Origin of the sequence: Croceivirga sp. JEA036 (genome assembly GCF_011882165.1) — a bacterium.
Taxonomy (GTDB): Bacteria; Bacteroidota; Bacteroidia; order Flavobacteriales; family Flavobacteriaceae; genus Croceivirga.
The window spans coordinates 427,049-451,481 of record NZ_JAATON010000003.1; the positions used below are offsets into that span (position 1 = coordinate 427,049).

The 24,433-nt window shown below is 36.4% G+C and carries 26 protein-coding genes; 10 read left to right on the forward strand and 16 right to left on the reverse strand.

Annotated elements, in window-relative coordinates:
• Window positions 1–54 precede the first annotated feature (54 nt).
• The 7 genes from HCO57_RS10355 (at window position 55) to arfB (ending at window position 7,228) form a co-directional block, all read left to right on the forward strand.
• Window positions 55–696, forward strand: a complete 642-nt coding sequence (locus HCO57_RS10355) for a thymidine kinase (RefSeq protein WP_136950376.1) — start codon at window positions 55–57, stop codon at window positions 694–696.
• Window positions 689–1,795, forward strand: a complete 1,107-nt coding sequence (alr, locus tag HCO57_RS10360) for an alanine racemase (protein WP_167988975.1) — start codon at window positions 689–691, stop codon at window positions 1,793–1,795. Before HCO57_RS10355 ends, alr begins: the two co-directional genes overlap by 8 nt.
• Before the next feature lie 76 nt (window positions 1,796–1,871).
• Window positions 1,872–2,273 (forward strand): large-conductance mechanosensitive channel protein MscL, encoded by a 402-nt coding sequence (mscL, locus tag HCO57_RS10365; RefSeq protein WP_167988976.1) that lies wholly within the window; start codon window positions 1,872–1,874, stop codon window positions 2,271–2,273.
• Window positions 2,274–2,491: 218 nt separating this feature from the next.
• Window positions 2,492–3,481 carry an aspartate-semialdehyde dehydrogenase gene (locus HCO57_RS10370; protein WP_167988977.1) on the forward strand — a complete coding sequence of 330 codons (990 nt, stop codon included), beginning with the start codon at window positions 2,492–2,494 and terminating at the stop codon, window positions 3,479–3,481.
• Window positions 3,482–3,632: 151 nt separating this feature from the next.
• Complete coding sequence (locus HCO57_RS10375) at window positions 3,633–5,786, forward strand: prolyl oligopeptidase family serine peptidase (protein ID WP_167988978.1); 2,154 nt, start codon at window positions 3,633–3,635, stop codon at window positions 5,784–5,786.
• Between the two features lie 58 nt (window positions 5,787–5,844).
• Window positions 5,845–6,846: an ABC transporter ATP-binding protein gene (locus tag HCO57_RS10380; RefSeq protein ID WP_167988979.1), complete on the forward strand. Its 1,002-nt coding sequence runs from the start codon at window positions 5,845–5,847 to the stop codon at window positions 6,844–6,846.
• The gene (gene arfB / locus HCO57_RS10385) at window positions 6,824–7,228 is read left to right on the forward strand and encodes an alternative ribosome rescue aminoacyl-tRNA hydrolase ArfB (RefSeq protein WP_167988980.1); all 405 of its coding nucleotides are present in this window, start codon (window positions 6,824–6,826) and stop codon (window positions 7,226–7,228) included. The genes HCO57_RS10380 and arfB overlap by 23 nt, the downstream gene beginning before the upstream one ends.
• A gap of 175 nt (window positions 7,229–7,403) precedes the next feature.
• Here arfB and HCO57_RS10390 read toward each other — a convergent pair whose 3' ends face one another.
• The 8 genes from HCO57_RS10390 to pdxA form a co-directional block, all read right to left on the reverse strand.
• Entirely contained in the window at window positions 7,404–7,847 is a 444-nt protein-coding gene (locus HCO57_RS10390; protein ID WP_317171149.1) for a 3-oxoacyl-ACP synthase, read from the reverse strand.
• A gap of 10 nt (window positions 7,848–7,857) precedes the next feature.
• Window positions 7,858–8,970, reverse strand: coding sequence for an NAD(P)/FAD-dependent oxidoreductase (locus HCO57_RS10395; RefSeq protein ID WP_167988981.1), 1,113 nt, complete (start codon window positions 8,968–8,970; stop codon window positions 7,858–7,860).
• Window positions 8,971–9,001: 31 nt separating this feature from the next.
• Entirely contained in the window at window positions 9,002–10,354 is a 1,353-nt protein-coding gene (gene accC, locus HCO57_RS10400) for an acetyl-CoA carboxylase biotin carboxylase subunit (RefSeq protein ID WP_136950367.1), read from the reverse strand.
• Window positions 10,355–10,446: 92 nt separating this feature from the next.
• On the reverse strand, window positions 10,447–10,935 hold the full coding sequence (gene accB, locus HCO57_RS10405) for an acetyl-CoA carboxylase biotin carboxyl carrier protein (protein WP_136950366.1): 489 nt from the start codon (window positions 10,933–10,935) through the stop codon (window positions 10,447–10,449).
• Window positions 10,936–10,961: 26 nt separating this feature from the next.
• Window positions 10,962–11,957 (reverse strand): beta-ketoacyl-ACP synthase III, encoded by a 996-nt coding sequence (locus tag HCO57_RS10410; protein WP_136950365.1) that lies wholly within the window; start codon window positions 11,955–11,957, stop codon window positions 10,962–10,964.
• A gap of 173 nt (window positions 11,958–12,130) precedes the next feature.
• A complete protein-coding gene (gene rpmF, locus HCO57_RS10415; protein WP_136950364.1) occupies window positions 12,131–12,331 on the reverse strand; it encodes a 50S ribosomal protein L32 in 201 nt (66 codons plus the stop codon).
• 6 nt (window positions 12,332–12,337) lie between these two features.
• Window positions 12,338–12,880 (reverse strand): YceD family protein, encoded by a 543-nt coding sequence (locus HCO57_RS10420; protein WP_167988982.1) that lies wholly within the window; start codon window positions 12,878–12,880, stop codon window positions 12,338–12,340.
• 83 nt (window positions 12,881–12,963) lie between these two features.
• On the reverse strand, window positions 12,964–14,025 hold the full coding sequence (gene pdxA, locus HCO57_RS10425; protein ID WP_136950362.1) for a 4-hydroxythreonine-4-phosphate dehydrogenase PdxA: 1,062 nt from the start codon (window positions 14,023–14,025) through the stop codon (window positions 12,964–12,966).
• Between the two features lie 58 nt (window positions 14,026–14,083).
• Between pdxA and HCO57_RS10430 the strand changes: the two genes are divergently transcribed.
• Window positions 14,084–14,674, forward strand: a complete 591-nt coding sequence (locus HCO57_RS10430; protein ID WP_136950361.1) for a riboflavin synthase — start codon at window positions 14,084–14,086, stop codon at window positions 14,672–14,674.
• A 2-nt stretch (window positions 14,675–14,676) separates the two neighbouring features.
• Here the strand turns inward: HCO57_RS10430 and HCO57_RS10435 are convergent, their stop codons facing one another.
• Window positions 14,677–16,461 carry a sodium:solute symporter family protein gene (locus HCO57_RS10435; protein WP_167988983.1) on the reverse strand — a complete coding sequence of 595 codons (1,785 nt, stop codon included), beginning with the start codon at window positions 16,459–16,461 and terminating at the stop codon, window positions 14,677–14,679.
• Window positions 16,462–16,576: 115 nt separating this feature from the next.
• Between HCO57_RS10435 and HCO57_RS10440 the strand changes: the two genes are divergently transcribed.
• Both HCO57_RS10440 and HCO57_RS10445 read left to right on the forward strand, forming a co-directional pair.
• Window positions 16,577–17,287, forward strand: a complete 711-nt coding sequence (locus tag HCO57_RS10440; protein WP_167989110.1) for a sulfite exporter TauE/SafE family protein — start codon at window positions 16,577–16,579, stop codon at window positions 17,285–17,287.
• Between the two features lie 188 nt (window positions 17,288–17,475).
• Entirely contained in the window at window positions 17,476–17,652 is a 177-nt protein-coding gene (locus HCO57_RS10445) for a hypothetical protein (RefSeq protein WP_167988984.1), read from the forward strand.
• An 88-nt stretch (window positions 17,653–17,740) separates the two neighbouring features.
• On the opposite strand, the gene HCO57_RS10450 is transcribed toward HCO57_RS10445, so the two are convergent.
• The 7 genes from HCO57_RS10450 to HCO57_RS10480 all read right to left on the reverse strand — a co-directional run bounded on the left by HCO57_RS10450 (window position 17,741) and on the right by HCO57_RS10480 (window position 24,429).
• The gene (locus tag HCO57_RS10450; protein ID WP_317171154.1) at window positions 17,741–18,157 is read right to left on the reverse strand and encodes a GNAT family N-acetyltransferase; all 417 of its coding nucleotides are present in this window, start codon (window positions 18,155–18,157) and stop codon (window positions 17,741–17,743) included.
• 399 nt (window positions 18,158–18,556) lie between these two features.
• Complete coding sequence (locus HCO57_RS10455; RefSeq protein WP_167988985.1) at window positions 18,557–19,006, reverse strand: nucleoside 2-deoxyribosyltransferase; 450 nt, start codon at window positions 19,004–19,006, stop codon at window positions 18,557–18,559.
• A 173-nt stretch (window positions 19,007–19,179) separates the two neighbouring features.
• Window positions 19,180–20,298: a serine hydrolase domain-containing protein gene (locus HCO57_RS10460; RefSeq protein ID WP_209066147.1), complete on the reverse strand. Its 1,119-nt coding sequence runs from the start codon at window positions 20,296–20,298 to the stop codon at window positions 19,180–19,182.
• Between the two features lie 88 nt (window positions 20,299–20,386).
• On the reverse strand, window positions 20,387–20,812 hold the full coding sequence (locus HCO57_RS10465; RefSeq protein WP_167988986.1) for a nuclear transport factor 2 family protein: 426 nt from the start codon (window positions 20,810–20,812) through the stop codon (window positions 20,387–20,389).
• Between the two features lie 86 nt (window positions 20,813–20,898).
• Window positions 20,899–21,660, reverse strand: a complete 762-nt coding sequence (locus HCO57_RS10470; RefSeq protein WP_167988987.1) for a helix-turn-helix domain-containing protein — start codon at window positions 21,658–21,660, stop codon at window positions 20,899–20,901.
• A gap of 701 nt (window positions 21,661–22,361) precedes the next feature.
• Window positions 22,362–22,889, reverse strand: a complete 528-nt coding sequence (locus HCO57_RS10475; RefSeq protein WP_167988988.1) for a hypothetical protein — start codon at window positions 22,887–22,889, stop codon at window positions 22,362–22,364.
• A 1-nt stretch (window position 22,890) separates the two neighbouring features.
• Window positions 22,891–24,429, reverse strand: coding sequence for a hypothetical protein (locus tag HCO57_RS10480; RefSeq protein ID WP_167988989.1), 1,539 nt, complete (start codon window positions 24,427–24,429; stop codon window positions 22,891–22,893).
• Window positions 24,430–24,433 lie beyond the last annotated feature (4 nt).

Sequence of the window (24,433 nt, forward strand, 5' to 3'; positions counted from 1 at the left end):
TTTGCTCCTCTTGCCTTTCTAATGGCAAACCATAATAAGCGTTAAAAATACAACATGTTTCTTGAAAACACCGTAAACCATAAAGAACAGTTTGGATGGATAGAGGTTATCTGTGGTTCTATGTTTTCTGGAAAAACGGAAGAACTTATTCGCAGATTAAAGCGTGCGCAGTTTGCCAAACAGAAAGTAGAAATATTTAAACCTCAGGTAGATACTCGCTATGATGAGGAAATGGTAGTTTCTCATGATGCTAATGAAATTAGAAGCACTCCGGTACCTGCAGCTGCTAATATAAGACTACTGGCAGATGGGTGTGATGTTGTTGGTATTGATGAGGCTCAATTTTTTGATGACGAAATAGTTACCGTTTGTAATGATTTAGCCAATAAAGGTATACGGGTAGTAGTTGCCGGTTTAGATATGGATTTTAAAGGCAATCCGTTTGGCCCTATGCCAGCCCTTATGGCTACGGCAGAATACGTTACCAAGGTACATGCGGTTTGCACAAGGACAGGTAATTTGGCTAATTATAGCTTTAGAAAATCTAATGATGACAAACTGGTTCTTTTAGGGGAGGTAGAAGAATATGAACCTTTAAGTAGAGGTGCTTTTTATAAGGCAATGCTTAAAGAACGCGTTAAGAAAATAGATGTAAATGTGGAAGAGTTAAAGAACAAGCCAAAGGGGAATGCATAAAATTACAGAAACTACTTTGGTCATAGACCTTGGTGCGCTTGCCCATAATTTTAACTATTTAAAATCTAAACTTTCTACAAGCACTAAATTTTTAGGGGTGGTCAAAGCCTTTGCTTATGGTAGTGATATGGTTGCCATAGCAAAAAAGTTAGAAGCGCTTGGTGCGGATTATTTAGCGGTAGCTTATGCTAAAGAAGGGGTATTGTTAAGAGATGCTGGTATACAATTACCTATTTTGGTACTACACCCACAAATTGGTAATCTAGAAGTATTAATTGAACGTTGCTTAGAACCTAATTTGTATTCTCTTAGGATTGCAAAAGCTTTTATAGCACTTGCCGAAGAAAAACAACAAACAGCCTACCCTGTTCACTTTAAATTTAATACAGGATTAAATCGGTTAGGGTTTTCGCAAAGCGATGCTCCAGAAGCATTAGCAATGGCAAAAGAAACAAAAGCTATTAAAATAGCGTCCGTATTCTCTCACCTAGCAGCCTCAGAAGATTTAGAAGAAAAAGTGTTTAGTCAAGAACAAATTAAAGCTTTTAATGCCTTTGTTGACCAAACCACTAGTGTTTTGGGTTATACTCCCAAGCGACATATGTGCAACACTTCTGGGATTTTTAATTATCCTGAAGCGCATTTTGATATGGTTCGAAGTGGCATAGGATTATATGGTTATGGCAATGAAGCTCAATATGATGCAAAATTACAACCCGTAGCCACCCTTAAAACAGTCATCTCTCAAATACATATAATTAAGCCTGGTGATAGCGTAGGGTACAATCGTTCTTTTACCACAGATAAAACAGTAACAACAGCCACACTGCCCCTTGGGCATGCAGATGGTATTGGTAGACAATACGGCGGAGGCCAAACATTTGTACTGGTTAATGGTCAATTGGCACCAATTATTGGCAACACCTGCATGGACATGATTATGATCAATGTGTCTGATATTCATTGCCAAGAAGGTGATGAGGTAACTCTTTTTGGACCAGCGCTTTCTGCAAATACGGTAGCTACTACAGCAAAAACTATCTCCTACGAATTGCTGACCGGCATTGCAGCTAGGGTAACACGTAAAATCATTGACTAAATTTAGTTTGTTAAAATTTTATTAATATTTGCCAATTTTGTAAATTGCGCCACTATTAACCTGTTAAACTATAAAAATGCTTAAGGAATTTAAGGACTTTGCAATGAAAGGAAACCTTGTGGATATCGCAGTAGGTTTCGTTATGGGTGCTGCTTTTAACAAAGTAGTTGCTTCTTTCACAGGTGGAATTGTTTCCCCACTTATCGGTTTAATTTTCAATGCCGACTTTAAAGATTTAAAATACATTGTAAAAGAAGGTGCCATGAATGATGCTGGCGAAAAAGTAGGTGAAGTTGCTGTTCTTTATGGTGAATTCTTAACTAATGTTATCGACTTTATTATTGTAGCATTCGTAATGTTTATGATTGTAAAGGGTGTTAACAACATGAAGAAAAAAGAAGAAGAAGCTCCAGCTCCAGATCCAGGACCGTCTGAAAAAGACTTGTTAATGGAAATTAGAGATGCGCTTAAAAAATAAGTACGTAACCCGCATTGCTTTGCAGGTGGGCTAACCGCTACATCACTAAATTAAATTTAAAGCCACTTAGTTGTTATCGCTGACAACTAGGTGGTTTTTTTTAGTGTCATTATAATTGTTATATTTATAACTTTTTGTTGTTTTTTAAATAATTCCGCTCAGATTGCTTGTTTACATCTAAAGGTAGCCTACCTTTGTATTGCATAAATTGTAAAACAATGAAAGTAGCAGTTGTTGGCGCCACTGGGATGGTGGGCGAAGTGATGTTGAAAGTACTAGCAGAACGTAATTTCCCTATAAATGAATTGCTCTTAGTAGCATCTGAACGTTCCGTGGGTAAAAAATTAACTTTTAAGGGCGAAGAACATACCGTTATTGGACTACAAACCGCTGTAGAGGCTAAACCTGATATCGCTATATTTTCTGCAGGTGGAGACACCTCTTTAGAATGGGCTCCTAAGTTTGCCGCTGTTGGTACTACTGTGGTAGATAATTCTTCTGCTTGGCGTATGGACCCAGATAAAAAATTAGTAGTGCCAGAAATTAATGCAGACGTGTTAACTACAGAAGATAAAATCATTGCTAATCCTAACTGTTCTACTATACAGTTAGTTATGGCTTTGAACCCTCTACATAAAAAATATGGGATGAAACGTGTTATTGTTTCTACCTACCAATCCGTTTCTGGTACTGGCGTTAAAGCGGTAGAACAGATGGAAAATGAAGCAAAAGGTATTAAAGGTGAAATGGCATACCCATACCCTATCAACAAAAATGCATTACCACATTGTGATGTTTTTATGGAAAACGGCTATACTAAAGAGGAAATGAAATTAGCTCGTGAGCCCCAAAAAATATTGGACGATAGAACCTTTAGTATTTCCGCTACTGCAGTACGTATACCTACCGCTGGCGGACATTCAGAAAGTGTAAATGTTGAGTTTAGAAACGATTTTGACTTAAATGAAGTTAAAGAAATTTTAAGCAACACACCGGGAATAATAGTACAAGACAATCCAGAGACCAACAGTTATCCTATGCCTATATACGCGCATGACAAGGATGAGGTTTTTGTAGGTCGTATGCGAAGAGATGAAACACAACCGAATACTTTAAACATGTGGATTGTTGCAGATAATCTACGTAAAGGAGCGGCAACTAATGCGGTACAAATTGCAGAATATTTGGTAGCTAATGCCCTAGTGTAAAGATTATTTACTACAGCTTGCCAAAATTTATAAATGCATCCTTGCACCAGTAAGGATGCATTTTTAGTTAAAAAAAGTTAACACCATTGTGCATTATACAGAATACAAACCTTTTCATGGTATTTTTAGCTTGACTAATCTCATAAAAACCATGAAAAAACTATCCTTTTTGCTGGCAATAGGTACCTTTATTGCTTGTAAGCAAGAACCTAAAAAAGAACCTATTGTTGTGAATTATCCTGCCACCAATAAAGTAGATACCGTAGATACATACTTTGGAGAAACCGTAAAAGACCCGTACCGCTGGTTGGAAGATGATAGGAGTCCAGAAACGGAGGCATGGGTTAAATCTCAAAATAAAACCACATTCGGTTATTTAGATAAAATTCCGTTCCGTACCGATTTAAAAAATCGTTTGGAGAAACTATGGAATTATGAGAAACTGGGTTCCCCGTTTAAAGAAGGGGATTACACCTATTTTTATAAAAATGACGGTTTACAGAACCAATATGTAGTGTACCGTAAAAAAGAAGACGGTAAAGAAGAGGTGTTCTTAGATCCAAACAAATTTTCAGAAGATGGCACCACCTCTTTAATGGGGTTAAGTTTTACGGAAGACGGTTCTTTAGCTGGCTATTTAATTTCTGAAGGAGGTAGTGATTGGCGTAAGGCTATTATCATCAACACAGAAACCATGCAACAGGTAGAAGACACCTTGGTAGATATTAAATTTTCTGGTATTTCTTGGAAAGGGAACGAAGGTTTTTTCTATTCTAGTTATGACAAGCCAAAAGGTAGTGAGTTATCTGCAAAAACGGACCAGCACAAATTATACTACCATAAATTGGGTACGCCACAGGCAGAAGACCAAGTGATTTTTGGTGGTACCGCTACGGAAAAGCACAGATATGTAGGTGGTCGTGTATCAGAAGATGAACGCTTCTTGTTCATTTCGGCATCCGTATCTACTTCTGGCAATAAATTATTCATGAAAGATTTAACTAAAGCAAACAGCCCTTTAATTACCCTCTTAGACCATACCGACTCTGATACTTACGTGATTGATAATGAAGGTGACCAAATTTGGATGGTGACGAATCTAGAAGCGCCAAACAAAAAAATTGTGGTTGCCAGTGTAGCTAACCCTACCCCAGAAAACTGGAAAGACGTGATTCCAGAAACAGAAAATGTATTGACTGCTGGTAAAGGTGGTGGTTATTTCTTTACAGAGTACATGGTAGATGCTATATCAAAAGTTTACCAGTATAACTATGATGGAAAATTAATCCGAGAGGTTAAACTCCCTGGCGTAGGTAGTGCTGGTGGTTTTGGCGGTAAAGATGAAGACAAAGAATTTTACTTTTCCTTTACTAATTATAATACTCCTGGCTCATCTTACAAATACAATGTTGATACCGGAGCGTATGAGCAGTATTGGAAACCAGAAATAGATTTTAATCCGTCTGATTACGAGTCTACTCAAGTCTTTTATACCTCTAAGGATGGCACCAAAGTCCCAATGATTATCACTCATAAGAAAGGCTTAGAATTAAATGGTAAAAATCCAACAATACTTTATGGTTACGGTGGCTTTAATATTAGCCTAACTCCATCTTTTAGTATTGCCAATGCCGTTTGGATGGAGCAGGGTGGAGTTTATGCTGTACCTAACTTAAGAGGCGGTGGTGAATATGGTAAAAAATGGCACAATGCAGGTACCAAGTTGCAAAAGCAAAATGTATTTGATGATTTTATTGCTGGTGCAGAATACTTAATAGAAAATAAATATACATCTAAAGAATTTTTGGCCATACGTGGTGGTTCTAATGGAGGACTATTAGTAGGTGCCACTATGACCCAAAGACCAGATTTAATGCAAGTAGCATTACCTGCCGTAGGTGTTTTAGATATGCTACGTTACCATACTTTTACAGCAGGGGCTGGTTGGGCGTATGATTATGGTACTGCGGAAGACAATAAAGAAATGTTTGAGTATTTAAAAGGCTATTCCCCTGTACATAATGTAAAACCAGAGACTAATTACCCCGCAACCTTGGTGACCACAGGTGACCATGATGACCGCGTGGTACCAGCCCATAGTTTTAAATTCGCAGCGGAGTTACAGGCTAAACAAGCCGGTAGTAACCCTACATTAATTCGTATTGAGACTAATGCTGGGCACGGAGCAGGCACTCCAGTTAGTAAAACCATAGAACAATACGCAGATATTTTTGGTTTTACACTATTTAATATGGGATATGATGCGTTGCCTAACCAAGCTGTAATAAAAGAATTTAAAGACTAGTACTTTAATAGGCTTCTAAACTTGTTTTATAGGCCTAAAATGCTTACTATAAACAACTATGCTGCAGGTACAAAATATTTCTTTTGCTTATGCGGATAAGCTTATTCTAAAAGATATCTCTTTTCAATTGCCTAATGGTAGCCATTTGGCATTAATAGGTGAAAGCGGTTCTGGTAAAAGTACGCTACTTAAAGCCATTTACGGCTTATTACAATTGCAAGGTGGTGAGGTGTCTTGGAATAATAAAAAAGTTCTAGGGCCTAACTTTAATTTAATTCCAGGAGAGAATTACATGAAATATGTATCTCAAGACCTGGATTTAATGCCGTTTACCACTGTAGAAGAAAATATTGGTGAACACTTATCTGTTTTTGACCAAGAAAGCCATGCATCCCGTATATACGAGCTCTTAGAAGTAATGCAGCTATTGCCATTTGCAAAAGTTAAAGTTAAAAACCTTAGTGGCGGTCAACAACAACGCGTAGCTATTGCCAAGGCTTTAGCCCAAGAACCAAAAATTTTGTTATTAGATGAGCCTTTTAGTAGTATAGACCAGTTTAAGAAAAATGGCTTAAAACAATTGCTTTTTCCTTATTTAAAAGAAAAAGGGATTACTGTTATTAATGCAACTCATGATCCTGACGATATTTTACCTTTTGCTTGGTTAACATTGGTCTTAAAAGAGGGTAAGTTGATGGACTTTGGACCTACAAAAAGCGTTTATAATAATCCAAAAGATTTATATACTGCCAATTTGTTTGGTGAGGCTAATAAAATTCCCCTCTATTTTTTAAATCCTGGTTATTATATAGATAGACCCATTATTGTGTATCCACACGAATTGACAATTACTCAAAATTCACCTTTTAATGTTAAGGTAGAAGAATCTTTTTTTAAAGGGAGTCATTATTTAATTAAAGCCTACCATGAAACTGATTTACCGGTCTGGTTTTTACATAAAAATGCAATCATACCAGGGACCAATGTATTTTTAAAAGCAACGGCAAAATCCTTAGCCGAGCGTATATCCAAGACCCATGCTAGAGACTATTATTCTTAAAGAATTACAATACAAGGCCGTAAGAAGTAGCGGTGCTGGCGGGCAAAACGTTAACAAAGTAGCCACCAAGGTAGAAGTCTATTTTAACATTATGGAATCCCAAGGATTATCTGAGGTGGAGAAAGAAAGAATCATCTCTAAACTAGGTCCAAAACTTTCAAAGGAAAACGTATTAATTCTTCAAGCAGAAGATACACGTAGCCAGCATAAGAACAAAGAAATAGTTACTGCAAAGCTGTTCACCTTATTACAAGGTGCATTGTACATTCCTAAAAAGAGAAAAGCCACTAGACCCACTAGAGCCGCTAAAGAAAAGCGAATTAATAGCAAGAAAAAGACCGCTTGGAAAAAGGAACTTCGCAAGCGGCCGAATATAGAATGAAAAAATAAATATTCCTAAAACTGTAGTCCTTATAACCAGGACATCACCTTATAATCTTAGCATTAAATATTAATTTAGATACACTGTATTTTGTAGGATAATTCTATCAACTTTTTAATGATTTAAAATTACAGTTTTGCATCAGTAGATAGTTTACCAAAAGGTAAATCAAGCGTTAAAAAACAGCTAGGATAGTGTTATCAATATTATTAAAAGTAAAACTATCCATTGCCTTTTTTCCAAGAAGTAATTGAGCAATAGGAGTGGCTGCTGAAATACAATACGTTGGCTTTTCTAAACCTATAAACTTACCCGCAGAAATAGAAATATAGTAATAGCAAGTTTGTGTAGCTACCAAGGCCCCTAATGCAACTTTTTCTGAGGGGATGTTAGGATTAACCTTTTGCAAGACCAATTTCATTTTTTCTACTTCTGCCAATTGTTTACCTAGTTTTTCTCTTTCTAATTGTAACATGGCTCGTCCTGTTTCGTGCTTGTCCCCTGCTGTACTTTTAGTTTCTGAAGTTAAAGCTTGTACAATATCTTGTAAAGCAAGCTGTAAACCGCTTATTTTTTGGTCTACAAAATTTACTGCAAATTGATATACTTGTTCCTTCATACCCATCAACCTAAATTAAATTTGCCAATTCTTTACCTACAGCGGCCCCAATAGCAATACCCATACCGCCCATTCGCACACCACAGTACACATTGGGACTCACAACCTTTATAATAGGTTTTTTTTGTTGCCCTACCCCCATAATTCCACTCCATCTATGGTCAATAATAACCTCCTTATTGGGTAGAATTGTGTGTTTTAATAATTGTTCTAATTGCTCCTGAATGACAGCTGTTTCCCCAAATGCTGTTGTGGTTTCACCAGCTATGTCCAAGTTTCTACCACCTCCCAAAAGTATCCGATTATCTATATTTCTAAAATAATAATACCCCTGTTCTAAATGAAAGGTACCTTGAATTGGTAGTTGATGTATTGGCTGGGTAATTAATACCTGAGCCCGTGCAGGTTTTACATCTAACTTTAACAATTGAGATGCAAACCCGTTTGTTGTTACACAAATTTTAGCAGCAGTAAAGCAATTAAGATTGGTCTCAATGTTTACTTGATTAGTTTGGTCTTCTATCTGGAGAACTTCTATACCATTTACCATTTGAATGCCCATGGATTGCGCCTTTTTTAATAATCCATAAAGCATTGCTCCTGTATTAATTTGACCCTCTTCTATATGTGTAATATAATTAGATAAAACAGAGGCAAACTTGTAGGTATTGGGCATTAGTCTAAAAACATCTTTATTAAAGATAGGATGTAGAAGTTCATTAAAGAATCCCATTTTTTCTTTACATTCTTCATAAACATGTATGTCTTTCTCTAAAAAAACTTCATGTCCGCCGTGTACTTGAAAATCAAGGGTTTTATCGCCCACTAATCCACGTAATTGCTGAATGCCATTATAACGCTGCTCTACTAAAGAATAGATTTCTTCTGGAGTGTGATTATTTAAATCTGATAAAAGCTCAGAAATGCTCCCAAAACAAGCAAAGCCAGCATTTTTGGTACTAGCGCCTTGGGGCAAAACTCCTCTTTCTAAAATTAAAATTTTGTATTCTGGATGGTTCTTTTTTATATAAATAGCTGTGCTAAGTCCAACAATACCACTACCTATAATAGCCACATCTATTTGGGTAAACCATTGCTTTTTTTCCCAGTAACTAAATTCCATAAAAAACCCCCGAATTAACGGGGGCAATATACTAATCTTTATACTTGTCTTCCATGGTAAAATCTTCCATAAATTTGGTGGTATAATTTCCCGCCAAATAATCTGGATGATCCATTAATTGTCTATGGAAGGGGATTGTAGTTTTCACACCTTCTATCACAAACTCATCTAGAGCTCTACGCATTTTATTAATAGCCTCTTCCCTTGTTTGGGCAGTGGTAATTAATTTAGCAATCATAGAATCATAATTTGGTGGAATTATGTACCCACTATACACATGCGTATCTAGACGTACTCCATGCCCTCCAGGCGTATGTAATGTTGTAATCTTACCTGGAGACGGTCTGAAGTCATTAAACGGGTCTTCCGCATTAATTCTACATTCTATAGAATGTAATTTTGGCATATAGTTTTTACCAGAAATTGGCACACCCGCTGCTACAAGTATTTGTTCGCGAATTAAATCGTAATCTATAACTTGTTCTGTAATAGGGTGCTCTACTTGTATACGTGTGTTCATCTCCATAAAGTAGAAGTTTCTATGCTTGTCTACCAAAAATTCTACCGTACCTGCACCCTCATATTTAATGTATTCTGCGGCTTTTACGGCTGCAGCCCCCATATCATCTCTTAACTTATCCGTCATAAACGGAGAAGGTGTTTCTTCCGTTAATTTCTGGTGTCTACGTTGTACAGAACAATCTCTTTCTGATAAATGGCATGCTTTTCCATACTGATCACCCACTACCTGTATTTCTATATGGCGGGGTTCTTCTATCAACTTCTCCATGTACATACCACCGTTACCAAAAGCAGCTTTGGCTTCGTTTACAGCACTTTCAAAGTTTTTCTCCATTTCTTCCTCTGACCAAATGGCACGCATTCCCTTACCGCCACCACCTGCAGTAGCTTTAATCATCACAGGATACCCCATTTTCCCGGCTTCCTTTTTGGCATGGGCTACATCTTTTAAAAGACCTTCTGAACCAGGTACCGTAGGTACGCCAGCTTTTTTCATAGTTTCTTTAGCGGTAGCCTTATCTCCCATCTTATCTATCTGTTCTCCAGAAGCTCCAATGAATTTTATATCGTGCTCAGCACAAATCTTAGAGAATTTGGAGTTTTCTGATAAGAATCCGTAACCTGGATGTATAGCATCTGCATTGGTAATTTCCGCAGCAGCAATAATGTTCGGAATTTTTAGGTAAGACTCCGAACTAGGCGCGGGACCTATACATACAGCCTCGTCCGCAAAACGAACGTGCAAGCTTTCTTCATCTGCCTTAGAATAAACTGCTACTGTTTTAATACCCATCTCTTTACAAGTACGGATAACTCTAAGTGCAATTTCTCCCCTATTGGCAATCAATATTTTCTTGAACATAATTCTTTGTTTAAAAATTCAACTCGCCAACCTTGTGCTAAAGCAACAAAGATTTGCCCCCAACTTTTAGGGATTGAACATTAGAATTTTTATTAACTAGGATCTACCAAGAACAATGGTTGATCAAATTCTACTGGAGAAGAATCGTCCACTAAAATCTTAACAATTTTACCAGATACTTCTGATTCAATGTCATTAAAAAGCTTCATAGCCTCTATAACACACAATACATCGCCAACCTTGATATCCTTGCCTACTTCTACAAAAGCAGGTTTATCTGGAGAGGGTTTTCTGTAGAAAGTACCTATGATAGGGGACTTAATGGTAATATATTTGGAATCGTCCTCTGCCTTTGGAGCCTCTGCCGCAGGAGTTTGTGCTTGTGCTGGCGCTGGAGCTGCTGGAGCAGCTGCCATTGGTGCTTGTGCCATAGGAATTTGTTGAACGATAGTGGTCTCCCCACCAGAACCTTGTGAGCCTGTTCTGATGGTGATTTTAATATCCTCCATCTCTAGCTTAACTTCACTTGCACCAGATTTGGCTACAAATTTGATTAGACTCTGAATTTCCTTAATATCCATTTATAATTGATTTATTTAGTTCTAAATTAAGAATTGTATGCCCATTTTAGGTAAATGGAACCCCAAGTAAAACCACCACCAAAAGCAGCGAATACTAGATTATCTCCTTTTTTTAATTGTTTTTCATAATCTGCCAATAATAGTGGAAGTGTGGCAGAGGTAGTATTACCATATCGTTGAATATTCATCATTACTTTTTCTGAGCTCACCCCCATTCTATTAGCTGTAGCATCTATAATACGTTTGTTAGCTTGGTGTGGTACTAACCATTGTACATCTTGCTCAGTAAGATTGTTACGTTCCATAATTTTAGCAGATACATCTGCCATATTAGATACAGCAAACTTAAAAACCGTTTTACCGTCTTGGAATACGTAATGCTGTTTGTTTTTTACCGTTTCTTCATTGGCAGGTAAAATAGAACCACCTGCGTCTATTTTTAGGAAGTTTCTACCAATACCATCAGAACGTAAATATTCATCTTGCAAACCAAGACTTTCTTGGTTGGGCTCAAATAACACAGCTCCTGCACCATCACCAAAAATGATACAAGTTGCACGATCTGTATAATCTATAATGGATGACATTTTATCTGCTCCAATTAAAAGTATCTTTTTGTAACGACCAGATTCTATATAGCTAGATGCGGTAGACATTCCGTACAGAAAACTAGAACAAGCCGCTTGTAAATCGTAAGCAAAAGCATTTTCTGCACCAATTTCTGACGCAACATAAGCTGCAGTAGCTGCCACTTGTAAATCTGGAGTAGCCGTAGCTACCAACACCATATCTATCTCTTTAGGGTCTAAATTAGATTTGTTGATTAAGTCTTCCGCGGCCTTAATGGCCATAAAAGATGTCCCCTTTCCTTCTTCTTTTAGTATTCTACGTTCTTTAATCCCCGTTCTGGTGGTAATCCATTCGTCATTGGTCTCTACCATGGACTCCAACATTTTGTTGGTTAAAATATGATCGGGAACATATGCCCCCACAGCGGTTATGGCTGCTGTAGTTTTACCCATTTTTAAGTCGTTTTTAACAAAAAAGGCCAAAAAAGCCTCAATTTTGGCGAAAATTACTCATTTTTTATGACATTCCTCGCTAAAATTAAGTTAGATGACCTTTAAAGTATATCCATAAAAAAACTCCCGCAATTTTTACATTCCGGGAGTCGTTTATTCTTAATACCGTGTACTTATGCAGCAGTTTCTTCTTCTGTCTTATCTATAAGTACTTTTCCACGATAGTACAATTTACCCTCGTGCCAGTGCGCTCTGTGGTAAAGGTGCATTTCACCAGTTACACTATCTTGAGCAATTGTTGGCATGGTAGCTTTGTAGTGGGTTCTCCTTTTATCCCTTCTCGTTTTCGATATTTTTCTCTTAGGATGTGCCATTGTTACCTATTTATCCGTTAATAACTTTTTAAGTCCGTCCCATCTTGGGTCGGTATTGTCTTCTTTTTTTATTGTATCCTCTTCTATCTTTGGTTGCAACTCCTCTAGCTTGTCTAGCATTGGAGAATCTAATGTGCCGTCTTCTACACCGGGATGCACTCTTTTTTGAGGCACTGCTAACACCAACATCTCATACAAATATTGTGCTATATTCACTTGGTGTTCTCCGTGAGGTAAGATTAGAATTTCATCATCTTCATCATTAAATTCTTCTCCAAACTTCACCACCAAATGCATTGTTGCATCAATCTGTTGATTAAACGGTTCATTAGTAACGTCACAATTAACATTTACCGTACCCTTTGCATCAAACTGGAACTCCATCATGGTGTTCATTTTGTTGAGCTCTGCTGTAATAGCAATATCAGCATCATTAAACTCTTGATAACCAAAAGACTCAAAGAACTTATTATCAACATTGTACTCAAACGTGTGCTTTCCTAATTTTAATCCCGCAAATGGAATATAAAATGCTTTCGTCTGCTTCATTTTACACTTAATGTTTGTGTACCAGCCCTTAAGGCGGGTGCAAAGATACTATTTATTTACATATACCCAATAAATATTAACATTTATTGCGTTTTTGTTCTTTTTTTAGGATGATGCTTTTTTAGCGGATTTTCTGTCAGTTCTGTAAACTCCTGTCTGTTCCTAAAAATTTTAAGCGCCATAAAAATTGCTTCTGTAAAAGAACTTGGATCTGCTTGGCCTTTCCCTGCAATTTCATAAGCCGTTCCATGGTCAGGACTTGTACGTACTTTAGACAATCCGGCAGTAAAATTAACTCCTTTGCCAAAGGCAAGTGTTTTAAAAGGTATTAATCCTTGATCGTGATAGGCTGCTATTACAGCATCAAAACTTTCGTGAGCTTTACTACCAAAAAAACTGTCTGCAGCATACGGTCCGTAGACTAAATGCCCTTCATTAAAAAGAGATTCAATGGCTGGCTTCATAATTTTATCATCCTCATCACCAATAGTGCCGTTGTCACCACTGTGTGGGTTTATACCCAGCAAAGCTATTTTAGGTTTTCTTATTGCAAAATCTTCCCTTAAAGACTTCATCATCGTAAAAACCTTATCTCGCACTAATTTAGTAGTAATCTCATTAGCCACTTCTTTAACGGCTATATGATCTGTTAATAGGCCTACCTTAATATCTTCTGTGACCATAAACATTAGACTATTACCTCCTAGTTCCTGAGCTAAAAAATCTGTATGACCTGGAAATTTAAAATCCTCTGCTTGTATATTGTTCTTGTTGATAGGCGCCGTAACCAGCACATCTATTTCGCCGTTTTTTAATGCCTTTGTAGCTGCCCTTAACGATTTTATAGCATACGTGCCACCGTCTTCCGTAGCCTTACCAAATTGAAGTCTAGGTTGTTCTTTCCAAACATTACAAACGTTTATTTTGCCATCCTGCGCTTTTTCTGCGTTAGAAATACCTTGAAAGGAAATATCTAACTGTAGCCTTTTTTTCTGCTCTGATATTACCTTATTAGATGCATATAAGATAGGAGTGCAAAAATCTAGCATTCTTGGGTCTAAAAATGATTTTAGGGCAACCTCGCACCCAATACCATTAATATCGCCAATTGAAATTCCTAGCTTAATTTTTGCAGCTTCACTCATAATTACGCTTTACTATACTTATTTTTACAATTACAAAGCTAGCTAAATTTAAAAAGACATGTTTACTGGGATTATAGAAACCTTAGGTACCATCACTGGATTGGAGAAAGAAGGAGGTAATTTGCATATTACGGTTGATTCTTCTCTGGTCTCAGAACTTAAAATTGACCAAAGTGTTTCTCATAATGGAGTTTGCTTAACAGTTGTTTCTTTAACGGATGAAACTTATACCGTAACAGCAATTGAAGAAACGCTACAAAAAACAAATCTTGGCACTTTAGAAGTTGGTAAAAAGGTAAATCTAGAACGAGCTATGTTGATGAATACTAGACTAGATGGGCATATTGTTCAAGGCCATGTAGATCAAACCGCTGTATGTACTGCCGTTTCTGAGAAAGATGGCAGCTGGGAATATACATTTAGCTACGACCCAGCCAAAACCAATGTAACCATAGAAAAAGGTTCTATTACCGTAGACGGGGTTAGTTTGACGGTTGTCAACTCTAAGAAAGATAGTTTTAGCGTAGCCATAATCCCTTATACTCATGAGCATACTTGCTTCCACACGTATACCGTGGGGACGCAAGTAAACTTGGAGTTTGATGTTATTGGTAAATACGTTGCACGTTTATTGGAGTTAAGAGATTAGAGTTAGAATACATCCTTCATACCGCTCCAGATCTTTTTTAAGAGAACAGCAGCGATAATTACCACACTTGTTAAAATACTTGCTAGCTCATAGTTACCGTAAATCCAATTTCCTGTAGCAAACAGACAACCATACACCAACAAGGAGCTGACTAACATGGCCAAAATCCCAGACGGAACTGACCATTTTATATTTTCTGTTATTCCTACCTCTGCCCGGATTTTTTTCCAGCCAGGACCTCCAGGCTGCGTACGTTGATAAAAAGCTTTTAGAACTTGAAGGTCTTCTGGTTTGGTTAAGAATGTAATTGCCAACCATACTAGGGTAGTTAATAACACCACCAACAAAAATTTACTCCAAACAGGAAAAATAGCGTCATCGGCTAAAAATAGTGGTTCTTCTAATTGCCAAAAAACTATGGAAATTACTCCAGAGAAAAACATGGCAACAATCTCGCTCCAAGCATTGATTCGCCACCAAAACCATCTTAATATAAAAATGAGCCCTGTCCCGGCACCAAACATAATGATGATGTCAAAAAGTTGCGTGGCATTGGTTAAAGCTAAGGCAAAAAGTGCGCTTAACACCATTAAAACAACAGTAGTAATTCTACCAACAAATACTAATTCTTTCTCGCTAGCTTCTGGGTTAACTTGTTGTTTATAAAAATCGTTTACAACGTAAGAGGAACCCCAATTTAAATGTGTAGAAATAGTAGACATATATGCTGCGCCTAAAGAGGCCAAAACAATACCTAACAATCCGGATGGTAATTTGGTAAGCATGGCAGAATAGGCCAAATCATGCCCCAATTTACTTTCTTCTATATTAGGAAAGGCTTGTTTTATACTCTCTAAATCTGGAAATACCACTAATGAAGCTAATGCCACTAATATCCAAGGCCACGGACGCAAAGCATAATGTAGAATATTAAAAAAGAATGTAGCTCCAACGGCATGATTTTCATTTTTTGCAGCCAACATACGCTGAGCAATATACCCTCCACCCCCTGGCTCGCCCCCAGGATACCATGCGCTCCACCATTGTACCGCCAATGGAATTATCAGTACCGTAATTACCATTTCTGTGTTAGTAAAATCTGGTAAAATAGACATTTTCTCTTGCACTAAATTATTTTGTAAAATAGTTGACAGACCCCCTACTTCTGGCAAGTTCACCAAATAGAATGCTGCACCAATAGCACCTATCATAGCAACAAAAAACAATACAAAATCTGTATAAATAACGCCTTTAAATCCTCCTATCGCACTAAATAAAACTGTAATGGTACCTGCAACTATTACGGTAATTTCTGGGCTTAACCCCAACATCACCTGCCCAATCTTAATTGCTGCTAAAGAAACGGCTGCCATAGCCATAACGTTAAAAACTATACCCAAATAAAGCGCTCTAAACGCTCTTAGAAACTTAGCAGGTTTACCTCCATAACGGATGGCATAGAATTCCATATCTGTTTTAACATTAGACTTGCGCCAAAGTTTGGCGTAAACGAAAACAGTTAGTAAGCCTGTAAGTAAAAATGCCCACCATTCCCAGTTGCCAGAAACCCCATCTGTTCTCACAAAATCTGTAACCAAGTTTGGAGTATCTGTAGAAAATGTAGTTGCCACCATGGAAAAACCTAACAGCCACCACGGCATGTTTCTACCAGACAAAAAATATTCTGTTGTATTCTTGCCAGAGGATTTTGAAACATAAACGCCAATAAATAAGACGATGGCAAAGAAGCCCACTATAAGGCTATAATCCAAGGTGGTGAGTTGCATTGTAAGTTGGTTTTAGCTAAATATAGAATTTTTTAAAATACCTTTAGCCTTAAATCGCCCAACGCAATTGGAACCAACATCAACAACAGCTACAATAGCCTTATCTGCATGGGTAATGGCTTATACATCTATATTCTTGCTTGGTGTTTCTAAAGCTGGTTTAAAAGGCCTTTCTATCTTTAATGTAACACTTTTAGCGCTTGCCTTTAGCGCAAAAGAATCTACAGGAATTTTAATGCCTTTGCTATTGGTGGGCGATATTATTGCGGTTATTTATTACAACAGGCATACACAATGGAAATACATTTTACAGTTTTTACCGTGGATGATTGTAGGAATACTTATTGGGGTATTAGTTGGGAAGGATTTACCTGAACGACAGTTTAAGATTGGGATGGTTTTTGTAATTTTTCTTAGCCTGGCTATATTACTTTATTGGGATAGACGTAAATCTAAAAGTGTACCAAAACATTGGACTTTTGCGGGGGGTGTTGGTATTCTAGCTGGTATTTGTACCATGATTGGTAATCTCGCTGGTGCATTTAGCAATATCTTTTTCCTAGCAATGAGATTGCCTAAAAACGAATTTGTAGGCACTGCAGCTTGGCTATTTCTGATTACGAATGCTTTTAAATTGCCTTTTCACATTTTTATTTGGAAAACTATTTCTTGGGAAAGTTTAATTATTGATTTAAAGCTATTACCGGCCATTTTTTTAGGCATGTTTTTGGGTATACGGCTGGTAAAAATAATTCAGGAAAAACATTACCGTAGATTTATACTAATTGTGACTGCCATTGGTGCAATTGCAATTTTACTAAGATAATTTGTTTACTTTCTTCTTCTATTAATAACATAGCTTAATCCAACTAATAAGGCTAAAAAAGGAGTAAACTAGACCTATGGCTGAAACTTTTTTATTCCTTGGCATGTATCTTCCATAACTATTTAATTTTGCTAAAGTTTTGTTAAGTAAATAATTATTTTTAGATTTATTTAACAAACAACAAAGGTATGTCTGCCAATCCAAAAAATGAACACCTAAGAATACTTATTGGGGCCTGCTTAATTGCATTTTCTATCTTGACTTTTGCTTTTTTAAACGGTTATGGAACGGAAATTAGAGAAGAAATAACCCATAGCGTTTTAAAACTTGTACCAGAACTAGACCAAGGTCTAGCACAATTATAACCCTTTCGTGATAGCTAAAACGAAAAAGTAAAGCCCCTTTGCCAATGCAAAGGGGTTTTTATTTAGTAATGTAGGTTTGCATTTGCGCCTAGTAATTTGCCCAATCTTTACTTGCCAAAACGGTAGACGTTTCAATTTGCCTACTTGGCACTGTCCAGTATTTTTTAAGTAATCTATTTTTTTCTACCTCTGGCACCCTGCTAAAACCATGTTTTTCGTAAAACCGAATTGCCCAAGATGCATCCTTCCAAGTGCCAATTAAAACAGGTGTTTTGGCCATTTGTATTAAGTGATGCAATAACTTACCCCCAATACCTTTTTGTCTAGCTACTGTCCTTACATAGGCAAGTCTAATTAGCGTAACATCTTCCATTAGCTGAATACCCATTACGCCCAGAATTTCACTTTCGTTTTGGTAATTATAAAATTTAACACCCTCTTTAATTTGCGCTTCTAGTTCCCCTTTAGACATATAAGGTTCTTTCCACCTGTCTTCTGGAATGATACCTTAATAGGCGATGGATGCATCATTAATAATCTCTAATATGGTATCTAATTCTTTTACTACATTACTTTTAACAATCATGATTTCTTTAATGGCTTTTGGTAAAAAAAGAATTCCTAAAATATAAATGTCTAAATATTATTTAGTTAAAATCATTTTAAACTATGAGACTTGTCGTTTATAGGAATCAAACTTAGAACAGGGCTACCCCTTGTCTTTTTCCATCACAGGTGTTTAGTTGAAAAGGTTTTTAAAGACTAGTAAGCATTAAACCAAGAAAATAAGCATTGTCCACCTCAACCAGTCAATCCACTTTAGTATGTAGAATTAATGCTACTGGCAATATTTTTACGAATTATAAATTGCAGGTAGCGAGGAAGGCTACCGATACATTTACCTCTATAATTTTTTTAAATAGTCTATCAAATCTTTTTCTTGATTAAAAACCATATCAAAAGCGCCGGCCAACATAGCATTTAATTTAGAGTCAATAAAAGCTGCTCTTATGTCTGTAAGAAGACCAAGTATAATTTTGTCCAGATTATTTTGAACCTTTTGGTTATAAGCCATGCCCAGTTCAAAACATGCACCTTCATCTGGCACCCTTCCATCTAAAACAAACAAAAACACATCGGCTCTAGATACTTGTTCTACATCCAAATTGAAAATAGCTGTATTACGCTGTGATGGTGTCATCTCTTGATAGGGAGGCTTATCTAACTCCGCTCCATCTCTTTGCGGTAAAAAGACATTAAAATCAAGGTTCTCTATCTGGCTACATAGGTAACTATTAAATTCTCTTTCCGCTTTATTAAAGAGCGGACCAGCAAAATATAGTGCTTTCTTCAATGCTTTATAAGTTTGTTAAACCATAAATTGACTGCTAAATTAAGGTGTACCGCCATTAAAAACAAAAGCCTTTATGGAATAAAATAGCTTCTAACTAAGCCAAAAAATAAAAGCTCATTATTTACGATTATGAATGCTACGTTGTAAACTATTAAATACTAAAAAGGGAACGCCTAATTTATTAAACCATCAAATATTTCTTTAAGTGCTTCTTCCATTTTTGCACTGGTGTCTTTACCACTCTGATTAGTGATAATAAACGCGGCTAAATCATGCTTTGGAATAACATAGATGTAACATTGAGACCTAGGTACACCTCCATGATGAAAATAATAGGTTCCTAACTTTTTATCAGAAGAATTTATATTCCAAAAATAGGAGAGTCCAAACTCGTTATCAAATTGCACCAAAGGTTTGTGAGATTCTTTTACCACCGAATTATTCTTCAATTGAAATTTTATAAATTTCATCATATCAACCACGGTGGATTTAACATTACCAGATGCTCCCCACGGTAGTCTTGGCATTACTGGAGCTATATTTCTATTATCTGTATGGTACCCTACTGCCAAATGGGGCAGCTCATCTTTCTTAAGGCTAATTTTAGTGCTGTTCATCCCGATTTTATCAGTAAGAAAAGTGACCAACAAATCTTCATAGGTAGTTTGGTATTCTTTCTCCAAGATATGCGCAGTTAATTCTGTTCCCATACTGGAATAGGAGTATTGAAGGCCTGGGTTTATATCTGTCTTAATTAAATAAAGGTCTTCTAGAAAATGGGTCTTGTTGTAATTACTCAAAATCTTATTTATCCTTGATGGAGTTTCATGATTAAGAAAATCTTCTAGAACAGGATTTAACTCTAAAGGCAGCATGTTAGGTAAGCCGCTAGAATGCGTTAACAAATGCTTTAATTTTATCGGGGGGATTTGCTCTTCTAGATTTGGGTATTCTTTATCTAAATAGGTAACAACTTCATCTTCTATACTTAATTTATTTTCTATAACAGCATTTGCTATAAGTGTTCCTGTAAGCACTTTACTTAGAGAACCAATTTCATAAATAGTTTCATCAGAAGGCGGATTTAACTTACCTTTTTCTAATTCGCCATAATGGCCTATATACGCTTTACCCTTATGGTAAATTGCAATAGAACCAGAATTGATTAAAGGTTTATTTACCATTTTTACCATGGCACTATCAATCAACGCTTTAAATTCCATTCTTTTTTCTGGCTTTTTGGTACAACCTACTATTGCAACCAATACAACCAATACAGTGTGTTTCATCATTTGTAAGGAAATTACATAAAGGCGTAAGCCCATAGTAAATAGGTGTCTATAATTAAATTTTTGATTTACCTTTTTAAATAGTTAAGAGTTAGAAATCTCTATAAGTGTAACTCTTATGTATAATTTTCCACGAACCTTTATACTTTAGAAGTAAAAAATAATCGGTAAAGATTCTAAAGTTTGGTATTACAATTTCTGCCTTAGCGATTGCTGTATTATTTTCAAAATCAATGGAAATAACTCGCCCAATTCTTTTTGATTTTTCCCCGATTTTAATTTTACTATTATAATCCTCGCCCCTCCAAACTTGTAAACTATCTTGTTCAGTAACGGAATAGAGATTAAAATCTGGATGAAAGGCCTGTTTTACCTTTTCTGGTTCGCCATTAGCAGTTCCATCAATATAAAGAAAGATAGTTCTGTTTATTTTTTCAATTTCAGACACAGAAGTATTTACTTGTGCAAAGGAGTTGTACTGAAGAAATATCAGTAAAAGAATTAACGTAGTTCTCATAATTAAAATTTTTCTCAAATTTCACTAAACACGCTAATTCCAAGGTGGCAATAGATAAGTTGATAGTGCGATTTTATAAAATTACACTATCTGGCATTCCTCTTTTGATACTCCAAGGGGGTTAGCCCTGTTACTTTTTTAAAGGCTTTAAAGAATGTAGATTTAGAATTAAATCCACTATCATAACCTATACTTTCCATGGTATAATTATGTTTAACTACAAGATATTCTTTAGCCTTCTCCACCCTTAATTCATTTATAAACCTATTGAAAGATTTTCCTTTCTGTTCATTAAGATATTGACTTAAGGTATGTTTTGTTATTTTAATGCCGCTAGCAAACTCACTCAGTGTAATATCTGGTTTTAAAAATAACTCCTTATCTATAAGGATTGAGATGGAATTTTCAATTTCTCTAGCTTTTTCTTGTGTTATTGTTTTGTTATTGTATTTCTCTTTTTGTTTAAAAAACAACGAAGTCTTACTCACGTTTAACGCTAACAATAAGCCAATGATGTAGAGTATAAATGTAAATGAAATAGCCCCTACAATATAGGAAGTATACGCTCCAAAAATATACGCTAACCAAATTAAGGTAATTCCAAAATAGACACTTAAACACCATAAATCTGTCCTTGAAAACCCCTTTAAGGCTTTATAATTTTTAAAAACAGGTTTAATAAATTTGAAAGAAGTAGCCAGATAAATAAACCATTGCAAGTAGATTGCTTTCATCACCCATTTACTCCAATATTCGCTATACGCTGTGTAAGGCCAAATAGTCCCAACAACAATAATAATTACTAAAAAAGGTATGCAGTGAATATGCCAACGAGGTTTTTTAATCACGTACATACTCTTTAAATACATGTACAACAATGGGCCTATTAATATACAGGCTGATATGCCTAATTGCAGGAAGATAGTTGACAATTGCGGATTAAAATAGAAGAAAATAGACTTGGTAACCCGGATAGTTACCATTAATAGTAAGAAGGATAAAAAGTAATTTGGGTATTGTTGTTGTCTTGCAATTATAAAAAAATATATGCTAACAATTAATCCGTTAAATGCGCCTAAAGCACTAAAAAATAAAAGTATTTGATTATCAAAATTCAAACTGCCGTCTTATGATTAAAATATTCATTATTACTAATGCACATTCTAAAATTACTGCAAAAATAGGTTCTCATTATTTTATCTTAGTATAAAGGACGTTGAAATAGGCAAGGCTATCCATCTTTGACAAGTTCTTGTACTTGGTCTTGTTGCTAAAATTATAAATCCCAAGGATTAGCCTACGCTATCTTTCCATACGATAAATTCTTGTTCTGAGCTCTCAATGGTTCGTGTATGGCTTGTTGGGTTGAATCCTAGAAGATTTTCCGCCGTAATCAAAAGATCCTTTTTTTGAACTTTCAACGGTCAAGTATAAGCGCAGTAGCGGGTTTTGTAAACAAAACTTTTCGTTGGCCAAATTTGTTTAAAACAAAACGGCTCACTATAGTACCAAAGCCGCTATTGCGTTTATACCGTGTGTGGTTTGTATTTTATCTTTCGACTAGACCACCTCCTCTATAATTGTTTAAAACTACCGTCGAATCTACTTCCCATAATCCTTTTTTATTCTCAGTAAACAATACTATACCATTTGACCGGCCCAATTGATGATGAGTCTCAAATAAGATTCCTTTTCGAAAATTTGAAATCTGTATTGGTTTTGAAAAAAAATCCATCACTTCAACATTTCTATCTTTAATTTTTCTCTTAATTGAATCTGATATCGTTATTTTTACCACCGAATTGTCTAATTTAATATTGCTTTTTATCTTGTTGTGATAAATGGAATCTAAAGCCAAATAGTCGATTACTTCTTCTAAAAATTCTTCCTTTATCTCTTGTGTTCTTAACGAATCAATATTTTTTGTTTTGAAATCTAGGTTTTTTTCTAGTAATTTTAGATAATATAGGTCATATAAATTCGATTCAACTATTTGTAGTTGTATTTCTTTGGTCTTTTCACTATTTAAATTACATGATAAAATAAATATTGTGATGATAAATGGAACATTTTTCATTTTAATTACAGTTTAATGGTAATGAGTGAATGGTGAGGCTCCCGTTTGAGCCAACTTCAATTGCTGTGTCGTAGACTTCTTGTTCAAAAAGCCATCCTTCTTCATTCGTGCAAGGATTGTTACCTCGATAAAAATCATTGTTATATGTAAAATCCCCAAAATGAACGGCTTCATGTACTATAGTTGCAGCACCAGCAAATAAAACTTTTTCGCTAAAATCAGAGCCTAACTGAGCATTTTCCAAAAAGTTTACTAAATCAATATCCAGTTCAAGGGTATTAGGTTCTTGAAAATGACCTGAACTTTCGCCCAACTGCTTTATAACAATTTCCGGTCCATCTCCCCATTTGAGGATCTGCTCGACTTGTTCCGTGGTGGCATTGGTGTATTTCTTGAAGGCATTCACAATAGTCGGGTTGTCCACCAATTTGGGCAACTGGTTCATGAGGTACTCGGTAAGTTTCGGATAGTCGCTTTTGTACTGTGCCGCTTTATCTTCTGGATACTTGACAAAGGGAAAGGTTGAAACAAAGCTGTTGTCCAGTACAGCATCTAACAGGTCATTGATGTATTCAATGCTTTCAATTGAATTTCCCGATTCTGTTTGATTTTCCGGTAGACCAAAGAATTGGTTCACCTCAAGTGCAAAATCATAAAAAGCGACAAGAAAACTGAGTTCTTCTGGCGAAAGGGAATTGCCCAGTTTACCATTGATAGTTTCGGCCAATGAGACGAACATGTTCTGGAAGCCGCTTGGTTGTGTGACCACCACGTCCTCATCGTATTCCGATGCAGGGGTGGAGGTGATGCCCGTTGAACCTCCGGTCATGGTAGGGTCGCCCCCAGTAACCGTGCCGTCAAAATAATAGCAGCCGTTACAGTCGTCTCCACTATCGGTGCATACGCTGAAGGTCTCGGTAGTGAAGTAACTTGAATTGGTACATCTATCGGTACGAATGTGCTCTCCATTGGATCCAACATAGGCACCATCACCATCAAAACCGGGGTTGTCACAGGTGGGCACGGTTACATAGGTACAGGTCTGCTTTGCGGAAAGTGATTGAACGTTGACCCTTTCCATGGATATGTAGGCTCTCATTGCCGCCCTTCTGTTGTCTCGCAGTTCTTTGAGGTAGTCCTTTGTGAGATGGTAACGAAGGATAAATCCACTGTAACCCTCGGGATCCTTTCTCAATACGAGGTTCTCCAAGATTCCCTTTTCCTTTGCATTCTTCTTGGTCTCGACCCTTAAGGTATAGGTTTCGACAGACTTATTCTTATATCTGGAGACTTCGCTTGAATCTATTTTTATCTCCTGTTCCTTACCGTTCTTTTCCGTAAAGTATTTTCCGTTAGCGTTTTTTATATCCAGTCCCTCAAGGATATTGGAAAGTTCCGGATAATCAAGAAAGCCCCCCGTTTCCACATGGGAGTGTTCTACTTGCTGTTCCTCTTGTTCGACCGTAATTTCCTTGTCACATGAAAGTGTAAAGGAAAGAGCCGCAGAACATAGAATTAGTTTGGATAGTCTGTTTTTCATACCG